This is a genomic window from Saccharomonospora sp. (assembly GCF_027317685.1).
Lineage (GTDB): Bacteria > Actinomycetota > Actinomycetes > Mycobacteriales > Pseudonocardiaceae > Saccharomonospora.
In genome coordinates, this window is the sequence record NZ_DAHVQP010000101.1 from 1 (window position 1) to 13,342 (window position 13,342).

Sequence of the window (13,342 nt, forward strand, 5' to 3'; positions counted from 1 at the left end):
GGGTTTGGCCGCGATCGCCGCGTTCATGGTGCGGATGTTGCGCAGATGCAGGGTGTCTGCGTCGATCCCCATCCGCGACACCAGCTCCCGCTGCTTCGGGTCGTTGAGGTAAGCCAAGCTCGTGTCGTCCAACTGCAGGTACGTGCAGCCCCGCTCCCCCATGGCCTCGATCTGGCGACCGTAGGCGGCGCTGAGGTCGGTGAAGAACTCCCCGAGGTCGGGGTAGACGGCCTCGTCCACCGCCGCCCTGCCGCCTCGGTAATACACCATGCTCGGCGACGGGATCGTCAGTTTCGGAGTCACCCCGTCGGCCACCACGGACTTCAGGAACTCGAAATGCTCGGCAAAGATCGGTTCGCCGAGCCCGACCTTGCCGTCCACCTGCAGTCCCGGCGGGCTGAACTCCAGATCGCCCGCGGCGTTGGAGAACTTGACGCGCAGTCGTTCGTCGCTTCGCGAGATCCCGTCGAGCTGGTAGATGAAGTCCATGTGCCACGAGGAACGCCGGAACTCGCCGTCGGTGGCGGAGGACAACCCCACCTCACGTTGCAGTTCGACGACCTCGCGGATGGCGTCGTCCTCGACCGCCTCCAACTCCTCAGCCGTGATCTCGCCGCGCGCGGCCCGCTCCCTGGCCGCGTGCAGTCCCGGTGGGCGCAGAAGACTTCCGACGTGATCGGCACGAAACGGCGGAATCGAACGCTGGCTCATTCCGCGATACTCACACGCCCGAGTGACGTAGATCAACACCGTCTCACATACTCGGACCCCGGTTCACGCCGCTGACCGCCATGCACGACACCCGGTCCGGCTGCGTGTGCCGCCCCGCATTCCCGCCACCACCGCTTCCACAAGACGTGTCACCACAGTGGTCCGGCGGCTGTCGGCAGGAGCCCGGCCAGCACGGGGATCTCGCCCCCCATGGGCAGCACGACGAGCAGTCCGAACAACGTCGCGATCACGAGCATGACGACCGTGCCCGAAACGGTGGTGTGAACGGTGTCGGCGATCTCCTGGCCGAGAGGGAACAACCAGCCCCGAACCGCGCCGACGGCGAACACCAACAACGCACCCACGACCAACACCGCGAACGCGAGTATCCCGACCACAGGGCGGCGGGCACCCCTGTCCCACGTGATCACCGATTCAGCCACGGCAGGCGGTTACCCATTGGCGTCACTCGCCTACCCGCGGGCGGCTTTTCCCGATTCACAACCGCCCGCGCGGGTAATCCCAGGCCATGTTGTCTTCAATCGTGCGCGGCGCCGCGGCGGGCGCCGCGGGAACCACCGCACTACACGCGGCCACGTACCTGGACATGACGTTGCGGGGACGCCCGTCCAGTAGCACCCCACAGCAGACGATCGACAAGCTGAGCGAAACCACGGACACGAGCATCCCCGGCGACAAGGACACGCAGGAGAACCGCAAGTCCGGTCTCGGCGCGCTGCTCGGCATGGTCACCGGAACGACCGTCGGGGTGGGTTACGGCGCTCTACACGGGTGCGGCTGGCGGCCCCCGATGCTCGTGGGCGCCACCGTGGCGACCGTGTCCGCGATGGTGGGATCGAGCGCGCCCATGACAGTGCTGGGCGTGACCGACCCGCGCTCGTGGAGCGCCTCGGATTGGCTCAGTGATGTCCTGCCGCACCTGGCCTACGGTCTCGTCACCGCCGCCACGTACGGGCTGATGGAGAACGGACGTTCCCGCAAGCCCCGACTGAACCGCAAACTGCGTGGCAAGAACAAGAACATGGCCCGAGCGCTTCCTCGCTGACCTCGCCGGGCTTGCGTCGGCGGGATGGGAGGTCGGCGTAAGCCCGGTGAGACCGGCGGGACCCGGAAGCTCGGAAAGACGCGAACCGGGGCAGGACTTCCCCACCCCGATCCGGTCTCACCGCCCCACGAGGTCCTGCGCCGCCTCCACCACGGAATCGGCGTCGATCCCGGCGTGCTGCAACTGCTCGGTGGGCGTGGCCGAACCCGGTAGGGCGAGCACACCGAGCTTGATCACCGCCGGCATCGCGGTGGTTCCGGTGAACGCGTCGAGCACCGCGTCGCCGAGCCCGCCCTGCGGCCAGTGGTCCTCCACGGTGACGATGCGCCCGGTGTCGGCCGCCGCCGCGCGCAGGGTGGCGACATCGACCGGTTTGATCGAGTACAGATCCACCACCCTGGCCCGGATGCCGGAATCGGCGAGCGCGTCGGCGGCCTCCAACGCCTCGTGCACGGTGATGCCCGCGGCCACGATCGTGACGTCGTCGGCGTCGGACTGCCGCAACACCTTGCTGCCGCCCACCGAGAAGGTCTCCTCCGGGCCGTACAGCACGGGCAGGTCCTCCCGCGTCGTACGGAGGTAACGGATACCGGAGTGCTCGGCCATCGCCGCGGTCAGATGCGCGGTCTGGTTGGCGTCGCAGGGGTAGAGCACCGTGCTCCGCCACAGGGCGCGGAACGCGGCCAGGTCCTCCAACCCCATCTGGGACGGGCCGTCCGCGCCGATCGACACCCCGGCGTGCGAACCGACGAGACACAGATCGGTGCCGCTGATGGAAGCCATGCGCACGAAATCGAACGCCCGACTCCAGAACGCCGCGAACGTGGCCGCGAACGGCAGCCAACCCTGCACCGACATGCCCACGGCCGTGGCCGTCATCTGCTGTTCGGCGATGTAGCACTCGAAGAACCGCTCGGGATGCTCTTCCGCGAAATAGGAGGTCCGCGTGGAATCGCTCACCTCGGCGTCGAGGACCACGAGATCGTGCCGGGCGTGCCCCATCGCGACCAGAGCCTGTCCGAACGCCGTCCGCGTGGCCACCTTCTTCCCACCGCGTTCGTACGTGGGAATGGACAGCGAGTGCAGCTTGGGATGGGCAGGGGCTTCGTACTCGGGGCTCGCCACCTGCACCCGGATGCTGCTGGGTCCACCGAGTTCGGCCACCGCCTCGTCCGCGTTGGGCACCGGCTTGCCGTGCGCGCCCTCGGCGTCCTCGACCTCACGCACTCCCTTGCCCTTGTGGGTGCGGGCGAGGATCGCGGTGGGGACGTCACTGTCCTCGGCCTCGGCGTAGGCGGCGTCGATCCGGTCGACGTCGTGGCCGTCGATCTCGATGGTGTGCCACCCGAACGCCCCGATCCGCCGCGCGTAGGCGGCGGTGTCCCAACCGTGGCGGGTGGGACCGCGCTGGCCGAGGCGGTTGACGTCGACGATAGCGGTGAGGTTGCGCAGCCGTTCGTGACCCGCGTGCTCGAACGCCTCCCACATCGACCCCTCGGCGAGTTCGCCGTCCCCGCAGAGCACCCAGACACGGAAGTCGCGGCGGTCGAGCCGCTGCCCTGCGAGCGCGATCCCGGCACCGACGCCCAGCCCTTGCCCGAGAGCCCCGGTGGCCACGTCGACCCACGGCAGCGCCGGGGTGGGATGTCCCTGTAGGCGGCTGCCCGACGAGCGGTACCAGCGCAGCTCCTCCGGCGACAGAACGCCCGCCGCCACATACATGGCGTACAACAGCGGAGAGGCGTGCCCCTTGGAGAAGATCACGTGGTCGTTGGACGGGTTCCGGGACGCCTCGAAGTCGTAGCGCAGGTGGCCTGCCAGTAGCACGGCCATGAGGTCGGCCGCCGACATCGACGACGTGGGATGGCCCGAACTGGCGAAATCCGCGGCACGGATCGCGTCCACCCGCAGCTGCCTGCCCAACTCCACGAACAGGTCGCGATCAACCGCAGCTACCGACATGACCCCACCTCTTCCGGTGCGTCGGGACTTCGTTCGGACATACCCGGGGGCCGGGCGGACTAATCGGCTTCGGACAAGGCCGAAAAGAGCGCTGTGAAGAGCTCGGCCGCGTCGAGCGGCAGCCGCCACGAAGGGTCACGGAGGGCCCTGCTACCCTCTTCCGCGGAGGATTGGCCGAGCGGCCTAAGGCGCACGATTGGAAATCGTGTTGGGTGTGAAAGCCCTCAGGGGTTCGAATCCCCTATCCTCCGCTCGTCGGATGACGCCGGGTGACCCACGGGTCACCCGGCGTCGTCGTTTCTTCAGGCTCCCGGCCGTGCGGATTGACTCGTCGAACGCCCGGCCGAACACACTGTGACCCGGTGCTCGAGACCGTGCCCACATCCGTCCGCCGCCGCTTCGTGTGAGGTTATGGTTAGCCGGCCCGGACGCGAGCCCCAGCGAAGCGGCTCCCTTCCGGCTACGTCTTGCGTACTCCCCGCTCCCCCACGAAAGAAATCGATGTCGCTTTCCGCTGCCTCACGCCCGAAGAAGCCGGCGTCCCGTGTTCCCTGGCTGGCCCCGCGCGTGCTGCGCACCGAGGCGCTGTCCGGCCTCGTCGTCGCTCTCGCGCTGATCCCCGAGACGATCTCGTTCTTGATCATCGCCGGGGGTGGACCCCCGCCTCGGCCTGTTCGCCTCGTTCACCATGGCGGTGACCATCGCGTTCACGGGCGGGCGCCCGGCCATGATCTCCGCGGCCACGGGCGCTGTCGCGCTGGTCGTCGCACCGCTCGTACGTGAACACGGGGTGGACTACCTGCTCGCCGCTGTCGTCCTGGGCGGCCTGTTCCAGGTTCTGCTCGCCGTCGCCGGGGTGGCCCGGCTGATGCGGTTCCTGCCTCGCAGCGTGATGGTGGGCTTCGTGAACGCGCTGGCCATCCTCATCTTCCTGGCCCAGTTGCCCTACCTCGTCGACGTCCCCTGGGCGGTGTATCCGCTGCTCGGCGCGGGTCTGCTCATCATGGTCGGGCTGCCCAAGCTGACCAAGGCCGTTCCGGCACCGCTGGTGGCGATCATCGTGCTCACGGTGTTCACGGTGGCGGCGGGAGTCGCCGTGCCCACCGTCGGCGACCAGGGTGAGTTGCCGAACAGCCTGCCCGTGCCGGTCATCCCGTCGGTTCCCTTCACGTGGGAGACGTTCACGATCATCGCGCCGTACGCCCTCGCCATGGCGCTAGTCGGGCTCATGGAGTCGTTGATGACGGCCAAGCTCGTCGACGACATCACCGACACCCACTCCGACAAGACCCGGGAGTCGTGGGGCCAGGGCGTCGCCAACATCGTGACCGGTTTCTTCGGTGGGATGGGCGGCTGCGCGATGATCGGGCAGACCATGATCAACGTGAAGTCGGGTGCCCGCACCCGCGCATCGACCTTCCTCGCAGGCGTGTTCCTGCTTATCCTGGTGGTCGCGACAGTGGCTGTCACCGTCGCCACCGACAACCTCGCCATCGGCGTGATCGTGGGTGTGCTGGTGGCGATGGTCCTCTTCGCCCGCCGCGTGGCGCACCTCGTCTCGGTCGACAGCGTTCTCGACCCCGAGGGTGGCACCAAGATCTACCGCGTCACGGGGCAGTTGTTCTTCGCCTCCAGCAACGATCTGGTGTTCCGGTTCGACTACGCGGACGCCCCGCCGAACGTGATCATCGATCTCTCCGACGCCCACATCTGGGACGCCTCGACCCGCTTTCCGCCGAGCTGAGGCGCACACCCTGGAAGGTCAGCCCCTGGACAGAGGCCCCTAAACAGAGGCCCTCTCCTCGGCCCGAGCCGAACTCTCCGGCGCGGAGGGGATGTCGGTCCCTGTGCCCCGCAGGCTCCGGAAGCCCTTGAGCCGGAGACTGTTGCTCACCACGAACACCGAGCTGAACGCCATCGCCGCCCCGGCGAGCATCGGGTTGAGCAACCCCGCGGCCGCTAACGGAAGCGCCGCCACGTTGTAGGCGAAAGCCCAGAACAGGTTGCCCTTGATGGTGGCGAGTGTGCGGCGCGACAGCCGGATCGCGTCGGCCGCGACCCGGAGATCCCCCCGCACGAGCGTGAGGTCGCCGGCCTCGATGGCCACGTCGGTGCCCGTGCCCATGGCCAGGCCCAGGTCGGCCTGGGCCAGCGCGGCGGCGTCGTTGACACCGTCCCCCACCATCGCGACGACCTTGCCGTCGTCCTGGAGGCGTTTGACGACGTCCACCTTCTCCTGGGGCAGCACCTCGGCGATCACCTCGGTGATACCGACCTCGGCGGCGACGGACCTGGCGACGGCCTCGTTGTCACCGGTCAACAGCACCGGGGCGAGCCCGAGCTCACGCAACCGCGCGATCCCCTCGGCCGACGTCGGTTTCACCGTGTCGGCCACGACGAGAACCGCCCGGGCCCTGTCGTCCCAGCCGACGGCGACAGCGGTCCTGCCCGCCTGCTCGGCATCGGCCTTGGCTCGGGCGAGCTCGGAAGGCAGGCGCTGCCCCCACTCCTCCAGCAGCGTGGTGCGCCCGACCAGCACGACGTGCCCGTCCACGACACCACGCACGCCAAGCCCTTCGACGTTGGTGAAGTCCTCGACCGCCCCGAGCGCACCGACCCGCTCGGCCGCGCCCTTCGCGACCGCCTGCGCGATCGGATGTTCGGAGGCGTTCTCCACCGTCCCGGCCAGGCGCAGCACCTCGTCGACGTCCTCGCCCTCGGCCACATGGACATCGACCAGAGCCATCCTGCCGGTCGTGACCGTTCCGGTCTTGTCCAGTACGACCGTGTCCACCCGGCGGGTGGCCTCCAGCACCTCGGGCCCCTTGATCAGAATGCCCAGCTGGGCTCCCCGGCCGGTCCCCACCAGCAGCGCCGTGGGTGTGGCCAACCCCAACGCGCACGGACAGGCGATGATCAGCACGGCGACGGCCGCGGTGAACGCCGCCGAGGGGGCAGCGCCGGAGAGCAACCAGAACCCGAGCGTTCCGAGCGCGAGGACGATGACGATCGGCACGAACACGCCCGAGATCCGGTCCGCCAGACGCTGCACGGCGGCCTTGCCCGTCTGGGCCTGCTCCACCAGCTTCGCCATCTGGGCGAGCTGGGTGTCCGAACCCACCCGGGTCGCGCGCACCAGAAGACGCCCGCCCGAGTTCACCGTGGCCCCGACGACCGAGTCCCCCGGGCCGACCTCGACCGGAACTGACTCGCCCGTGAGCATGCTGACGTCGACGGCCGAGTTGCCTTCCTCCACGACGCCGTCGGTGGCGATCTTGTCGCCGGGCCGGACGACGAACACGTCGCCCACCGCCAACTCCTCGACGGGAACACGGTGTTCCTTCCCGTCTCGGAGCACGGCGACGTCCTTCGCGCCCAACTCCAGCAACGCCCGCAGGGCGGCACCGGCGCGCCGTTTGGACCGGGCCTCGAAATAGCGGCCCGCCAGGATGAACGTCGTCACCCCCGCGGCGACTTCGAGGTAGATGTTGCCGTCCCCGCTGGTGCGTTCGATCGTCAGCTCGAACGCGTGCGTCATCCCCGGAGTCCCCGCGCTGCCGAACAACAGGGCGTACAGCGACCACGCGAAAGCCGCCACGACACCCATCGAGACCAGCGTGTCCATCGTGGCCGCCCGGTGCCGCAGGTTCGTCCACGCGGCCCGGTGGAACGGCCACGCCGCCCACGTCGCCACGGGCGTCGCCAGGACCAGGGAGACCCACTGCCAGTAGTCGAACTGCAATGCCGGGACCATGGCCAGCAGAATCACTGGCGCCGACAGCACGGCCGCGGTGATGAGACGCCGACGCAACGCCCTGGTCGACTCGTCGGCGTCATCCTCGGCCCGCTGTCTCGGCAGCTCGGCCGAGTAGCCCGCGGCCTCCACCGTGCTGACGAGCTCGTCCGGATCCAACTCGACGGGAAAGCTGACCTTCGCCTTCTCCGTGGCGTAGTTCACCGTGGCGCTGACGCCCGCGAGCTTGTTGAGCTTGCGTTCGACGCGGTTCGCGCAGGAAGCGCACGTCATCCCGCCGATCGCGAGCTCGATGTCGCGTTGCGCGGGCGAGGAGGCGACATTAGAACTCAATTCCTGCTCCTTCCGGATCGCGCTCAGGCGTTCAACGTGTAACCGGCCTCTTCCACTGCCTTACGAACGTCGTCGACGGAGATCTCAACGTCACTGGTGACGGTGACCTTCCCCGTGGGCACGTCCACGGCCACCTCGGAGACACCGGTGAGCTCACCGACCTCCTCGCGCACCGAACGAGCGCAGTGGTCACAGGTCATACCGGTCACGGTGTAGGTCTGCTGAACCATCTCAGGTGTCCTTTCGTGGTCTGCTCGACGCGGACGTCCGCGAACGTCCGAGGTCAGGAACGCACCAGGCGAGCGATGGCGGCACTGGCCTCGCGGACCTTCTCGTCGGCCTTCGCGCCGCCCTCGGTGATCGCTTCGGCGACGCAGTGCCGGAGGTGTTCCTCCATCAAGCCGAGTGACACGGCCTGCAATGCCTTGGTCGCCGCAGCGATCTGCGTGAGTACGTCAATGCAGTATTCGTCGTTTTCGACCATCCGCTGAAGCCCTCGGATCTGTCCCTCGATCCGGCGCAGCCGCTTGAGGTAGGCGTCCTTGTCGGAGGTGTATCCCGGCATCTTCGCTCCTCGTCCCGTTCCCACAGTCCAATATACCCCCCGCCCGTATATGAACTCCTCGTGGACCAACGGTGTTACCCCACCTACCTGCTGTCTGGGGTTGATCAATCACGCTAAGTTGGTACTGCGTGACAACCCCCTGACTTCCTCAAGGAGCTCGCCCATGCCCGGTGTGGAGGAGATCCGCGCGGGAATCGCCCTCGCGAACGAAAAGGCTTCCGCCAGCATCGCGGCCCTGCAACAGGCCGCCCAGTCACTTGAGGAAGCCCAACAATCCCTGGCCCAAGCCACCTCGGGAAGCACCCAGGAGGAGATCAACCAGGCACACGGCCTGCTCGCCGAGGCGCTCCAGGCAGTGACCGGAACGCAGAGCACCATCATGGCGTGCATCTCCTCCGCCGAGAACTACTCGGCCCGGCTGTAGCGGACGGGCGCGCGATCGAAGATGTCACTGGAGCAGTTACGGCACCTACTCGCCGGGGCGCTCGGCGCCGTATCCACCGCCAAGGCGCACGGCGTCGAGGCGCGCAAGTTACTCGAGGACTACCGCCGCGTGGTCACCGAGGTACAGGCACAGGCACAGCCGTGGCTGCCCCGCGAACTGGACAGCGCCGTGGAACAGATCGAGGCCAACGACGCGCGGCTCGCCGCCGTGCACGGCCTAATCACCAGCTACGAGTCGAGGTTGTGAAGCTTGGCGATGCGACGCAAGGTCGTCCAGCAGCGCGCGCGGGTGACGAACGCGCTGGAGGCACTACGCCACCAGATCGGACTGGCCCTCGGCGCCGCCCGTAACGCCCACCAGGACGCCGAGGACGAACTGGCCCGGTTACAACTGGAACAGCTCGTGGTGTCGGTGGGACTGGAACGCGCCGCCACCGACCCCAGAGTCGCAGAACACCGCAACGAGCCGGCTCTGGGTGCGGTGCTGTCGTGGCTGGACAGCGTGAAAAGTCGCTTCTACGCCGATTGGGCCGACGGTCCGGAACGACTGCGGCAACTCGTGGCCTCGGCCGCACCGGGGCCAGCCGGTCGGCCCGCCGGGGAATGGCTGGGCCGACTCGGCACGTTCGACGGCACGAAACCACCCGAGTTGTGGCGCATCGGGTCGGCCACCGTGGACAGCGCCAGTGTCGGCCGCCCTTCGGGCACTCCCCTGACCTTCGATGTCGCGATGCCGCTGCTGGACGAGTCCCACCTGTCGATCACCTCGGTGCCGAAGAGCCGAGCGACCGTGGACGCGCTCGTGGAGAGCCTGTTGATGCGGGTGCTCAGCACGTTCGCTCCCGGCGCGGTGAAGGTGCATCTGTGGGACATAGGGCAGCTCACGGCCGTGCTGCCGAACTTCTACGCGCTGAGCCGGACCAGCGCGGTCACCGTGCACGACCCCACCCGGCTGGTGGACCTGCTCGACGAGCTCGCGGGCCACATCCGCCGCATCCACTCCCACACGCTGCAGGCCGGATATCCGTCGCTGCCCGCCATGCGGAAGGCCACGGGCAAACGCGTGGAGCCGTGGCGGGTCGCGGTGCTGTACGGCAACGGCGAGGACCTCGCGCCCGAACACCTGCGGGACCTCAGGCGCGTGGCCAGCGGCGCGTTGGCGGCGGGGATCTCGCTGATCCTCGTGGACGTGCCCACGGTGTTGGGCGGTTCGGTGGAGACCATCAGTCTTCTCGACGACCGGCGCGCGATCACCTCGATGACCGGGTCGGACGTCGTCGTCGACCTTGACCCACCGCTGCCCGCGGGGCAGGTGGCGAGCGCCGCGGCCCGTATCGCCGAGGCCATCGTCACCAGGCAGGGAGGTCCACGGTCGTTCACCGACCTGCTGCCGACGGAGTTCGGGCAGGAGTGCTCGGCCCGCGAGTTACGTGCGCCCGTCGGCTTCCATGAGGGCGAACCCGTGGAAGTCGTGATCGGTGACACCACTCCGCACGCGCTGATCGGTGGGCCGAGCGGGTCGGGCAAGACGAACTTCCTCTACGCGCTGCTCGGCAGTCTCGCCGCCCGGTACTCCCCCGACGAGCTGGCGCTGTACCTGCTGGACTTCAAAGAGGGCGTGTCCTTCGCCGGACTGGCGCCCGGTAAGAAGGATGAGAGCTGGCTGCCACACGCCCGGCTCGTCGGCGTCAACGTCAACACCGACAGGGAGTTCGGGTTGGCGCTGCTGCGGTTTCTGTCCGACGAGATGCGCCGCCGGTCCGCGGCGGCCAAGGAGTTCGAGGTCACCAACATCGCGGAGCTGCGCGAGCAGGATCCGGACGGGCACTGGCCGCGGATCGTCGCCGTGATCGACGAGTTCCAGTACCTGTTCGCCGAGCGGGACTCGGTGACGTCGATGGCGACGGCACTGTTGGAGGACCTGGCCCGGCGAGGCCGGTCGCAGGGCATCCACCTCATCCTCGCCAGCCAGGACATCGCGGGGATCGAAGCTTTCTGGGGCAAACCCGCCGTGTTCGAGCAGTGCACGCTGCGGATCGCGATGCCCAAGGCGCGGAGGGTGTTGGCGGAGGCGAACCAGGCCGCCGTGGCGGCTCCGCGCTGGCACGCCGTCGTCAACCACGAGTCGGGCGTGGCCCACGGCAACCAGTTGGCCCACATTCCCGACGCCAGCGGCAAGGGAACGTTTCCCGCCCTGCAACGACAGTTGTGGCAACGGTATGCCTCGCACGGCCGTCCACGCCTGTTCGACGGTGCTGTCGCACCACGCCTCGACGACTCGACGGCCTTCACCACGCTCGCACCGAGAACCGATCGGCCTCGCGCTCTGGTGGGTCAGTCGATCGAGGTCGCCGACAACGCCCACAGCATCGAGTTGACGTCCGCGCCGGGACGCAACCTGGCGGTGCTGGGCAGCAGCCGGACCGAGGCCTTGTCCGTTCTCGACGCGGGAGCCCGGTCACTGGCCAAACAGTTCGAGACGGGCACGGTGGAGTTCGTTCTCGGTTGCGCCGTGGACACCTGTCTCGACGAGGTGAACACGCTGTCGGACCGGCTGGCCGAGCACGGACACAAGGCGACAGTGGTGAAGCCGGCGGAATTGCCTTCCCTGTTCGCCGATCTCGTCGAACGGATGTCCCGTTCGGACGGACGGATATTCGTGGTGTTGTACGGTGTGGACGCGGTGCTGCCCGCGCTCGAACAGAAGGAACCCGGAAAACCCAGCGGACTCGACCACCTGCGCGTGCTGCTCAAGCAAGGTCCGCCCAAGGGTGTGCACGTACTGGGTTGGTGGCGTGGGGTCGCCCGGCTCAAGGACACACTCGGTTTCGGCGGCACGGAGGACATCGGCGCCTGGGTGGCGCTGGATGTGCAGGGCAGCGAGCTCGCACCATTCTGCGCGGGCCAGGTGGTGCACTGGTCGCCGAGGCCGGGCCGGGCACTGTTCTTCGACCGCAGCACGCACGCGAGCCCGGAGGTCACCATCCCGTTCCACAGACCGGAGACCGACCATGTCTGACGAGCCCACGGCCGCCGTCCGCTACAAGGAGATCATGGGACTAGCCCGCAAGGCCGCCGACGACCTGCGGGACTGGGAACGCAAACGCATCGTCGAGTTGGAGTCGGAGATCGCCGAGGCCGACAGACGGCTCGACGCCGCGGCCGAACAGGAGACCGCCGTCCAGGAGCGAGCTCTTCGCTGGTGGCGCATGGCCTGCGACAACGTGGACCGGCTGCCGTGGCTGGAGCCGGGCGAACAGCCGTCCCCGATCAGCTCGGCCAGAGGCGACCGGGCGGTCCGCTACGTCGACGAACTCCGCGGTATCTACCGGGAACTGACCGAGGCCATCGCAAGCCTCGGCTGGCGAGCTCGCCGCTAGGACAGAACCGAGGAAGACCGCCCACCCGTCAAGAGCTGGCAAGACCGGGCCGCGTTTTCTAAAACCGCACAGGTGGCTATCGACACCGCCTCCATAGGCAAGCAGATCGCTTGGAACGTGGAGTTCGTCGGCAGCCATGACGACAGGTTCTCCCTTCCCTCCATCGACCCCGTCGACCGCCCGGGCAACTTCGCCGAAGTGGAACAGGTCGCGGCCGCAGCGCGGAGAATGATCGGCCTGAACACGACCGACCCCTTGTTCAACCTGTCGGAGACGTTCTCCCGATTCGGCCTCCTCTCCTTCTCTCTCGACATGGGGGCGAATTCGGCGGACGCGGCTTCCATTCTTTTGCCGTCCGGTGGTGTCGCCGTCGTCAACGGCGGTCTTCGGGTCGGCCGCCGACGACTCGCCCTCGCTCACGAATTCGGCCATTACCTGTTCGCCGACGAGTACACGGTCGATTGGCGGATCGACGACAAAGAAGACGGGTACGCCTGGGAATCGCGCATCGACCGCTTCGCTCGCGCACTGCTCCTCCCTGTGGAGGGCTTGGATAGCTTTTGGAAGAGTCTTCGACTGAGCGGGGACTCCTTGCGGACGACGGCGGTCAAGACGGCCAGCAGGTTTCGGGTCGACATGGCCACACTCGCGCGAAGGGTCCGGGAGTTGAAGTTGGCGGGGAAGCCGAGTCAGCCCAAATAAGGCAGTTCCGAACGAAACGCGCCGACATAGTGGAGCTCAACCTGGTAACGAGCGACGAGCTTGCTCCACCATCCCTTCCTCGCCCCTACGAAGAAGCCGTACTGCGCTTGTATCGGCAAGAATTCGTGTCTGCCGCACGCGCTACCGATCTTTTATTCGACACCTGGGACGAAAGCGACCTGCCAGAACTCGCAGAGCTCCCGGAAAGCGCTATCTGGCATTTCGTCTGATGTCCGGAGTCGAACTCTCTCCCAGACCGGCCACCGAAGTCGAGTTATTGGTTTTCGACACCAGCCCGTTGATCCACTTCGCTCGCCAGAACTGGTTCGGGGTATTAAAAGCGGTGGTTGGCGACCGTAAGGCACTGATCCCCGACGTTGTGGTCGATGAGTTGACCGAAAGTGCCGCACGAGACGACAGGGTCA

Annotated in this window: 11 protein-coding genes, 1 tRNA gene and 2 pseudogenes; 8 read left to right on the top strand and 6 right to left on the bottom strand. The window is 67.7% G+C overall.

The window, feature by feature from the left end; all coding sequences use genetic code 11:
• Positions 1–711, bottom strand: a pseudogene (locus M7H19_RS11665) (5-methyltetrahydropteroyltriglutamate--homocysteine S-methyltransferase); the annotation flags it as partial.
• A 149-nt stretch (positions 712–860) separates the two neighbouring features.
• Entirely contained in the window at positions 861–1,154 is a 294-nt protein-coding gene (locus M7H19_RS11670; RefSeq protein ID WP_298180742.1) for a hypothetical protein, read from the bottom strand.
• An 86-nt stretch (positions 1,155–1,240) separates the two neighbouring features.
• On the opposite strand from M7H19_RS11670, the gene M7H19_RS11675 reads away from it, so the two are divergent.
• A complete protein-coding gene (locus tag M7H19_RS11675; protein ID WP_298180744.1) occupies positions 1,241–1,777 on the top strand; it encodes a hypothetical protein in 537 nt (178 codons plus the stop codon).
• A 117-nt stretch (positions 1,778–1,894) separates the two neighbouring features.
• Here M7H19_RS11675 and M7H19_RS11680 read toward each other — a convergent pair whose 3' ends face one another.
• The gene (locus M7H19_RS11680) at positions 1,895–3,739 is read right to left on the bottom strand and encodes a transketolase (protein WP_298180746.1); all 1,845 of its coding nucleotides are present in this window, start codon (positions 3,737–3,739) and stop codon (positions 1,895–1,897) included.
• 164 nt (positions 3,740–3,903) lie between these two features.
• On the opposite strand from M7H19_RS11680, the gene M7H19_RS11685 reads away from it, so the two are divergent.
• Together M7H19_RS11685 and M7H19_RS11690 are read left to right on the top strand one after the other, a co-directional pair.
• Positions 3,904–3,990: transfer RNA gene (locus M7H19_RS11685), tRNA-Ser, on the top strand.
• A 250-nt stretch (positions 3,991–4,240) separates the two neighbouring features.
• Positions 4,241–5,465 (top strand): annotated as a pseudogene (locus M7H19_RS11690) (SulP family inorganic anion transporter); the annotation flags it as partial.
• A 57-nt stretch (positions 5,466–5,522) separates the two neighbouring features.
• Here the strand turns inward: M7H19_RS11690 and M7H19_RS11695 are convergent.
• From M7H19_RS11695 to M7H19_RS11705, 3 genes are read right to left on the bottom strand one after another with little or no spacing between them, the layout of a single operon-like run.
• Positions 5,523–7,826, bottom strand: a complete 2,304-nt coding sequence (locus M7H19_RS11695) for a heavy metal translocating P-type ATPase (RefSeq protein WP_298180749.1) — start codon at positions 7,824–7,826, stop codon at positions 5,523–5,525.
• A 23-nt stretch (positions 7,827–7,849) separates the two neighbouring features.
• Positions 7,850–8,056 carry a heavy metal-associated domain-containing protein gene (locus M7H19_RS11700; RefSeq protein WP_298180751.1) on the bottom strand — a complete coding sequence of 69 codons (207 nt, stop codon included), beginning with the start codon at positions 8,054–8,056 and terminating at the stop codon, positions 7,850–7,852.
• A 53-nt stretch (positions 8,057–8,109) separates the two neighbouring features.
• A complete protein-coding gene (locus tag M7H19_RS11705; protein WP_298180753.1) occupies positions 8,110–8,391 on the bottom strand; it encodes a metal-sensitive transcriptional regulator in 282 nt (93 codons plus the stop codon).
• Between the two features lie 163 nt (positions 8,392–8,554).
• Here M7H19_RS11705 and M7H19_RS11710 point away from each other — a divergent pair, with 163 nt between their 5' ends.
• From M7H19_RS11710 to M7H19_RS11730, 5 genes are all read left to right on the top strand, one after another.
• Positions 8,555–8,815: a hypothetical protein gene (locus M7H19_RS11710; RefSeq protein ID WP_298180755.1), complete on the top strand. Its 261-nt coding sequence runs from the start codon at positions 8,555–8,557 to the stop codon at positions 8,813–8,815.
• Positions 8,816–8,836: 21 nt separating this feature from the next.
• Positions 8,837–9,082 carry a hypothetical protein gene (locus M7H19_RS11715; RefSeq protein WP_298180757.1) on the top strand — a complete coding sequence of 82 codons (246 nt, stop codon included), beginning with the start codon at positions 8,837–8,839 and terminating at the stop codon, positions 9,080–9,082.
• A 9-nt stretch (positions 9,083–9,091) separates the two neighbouring features.
• Positions 9,092–11,854, top strand: a complete 2,763-nt coding sequence (locus tag M7H19_RS11720; RefSeq protein WP_298180803.1) for an FtsK/SpoIIIE domain-containing protein — start codon at positions 9,092–9,094, stop codon at positions 11,852–11,854.
• A complete protein-coding gene (locus tag M7H19_RS11725) occupies positions 11,847–12,215 on the top strand; it encodes a hypothetical protein (RefSeq protein ID WP_298180759.1) in 369 nt (122 codons plus the stop codon). Before M7H19_RS11720 ends, M7H19_RS11725 begins: the two co-directional genes overlap by 8 nt.
• A 72-nt stretch (positions 12,216–12,287) precedes the next feature.
• On the top strand, positions 12,288–12,917 hold the full coding sequence (locus M7H19_RS11730; RefSeq protein ID WP_298180761.1) for an ImmA/IrrE family metallo-endopeptidase: 630 nt from the start codon (positions 12,288–12,290) through the stop codon (positions 12,915–12,917).
• Positions 12,918–13,342 lie beyond the last annotated feature (425 nt).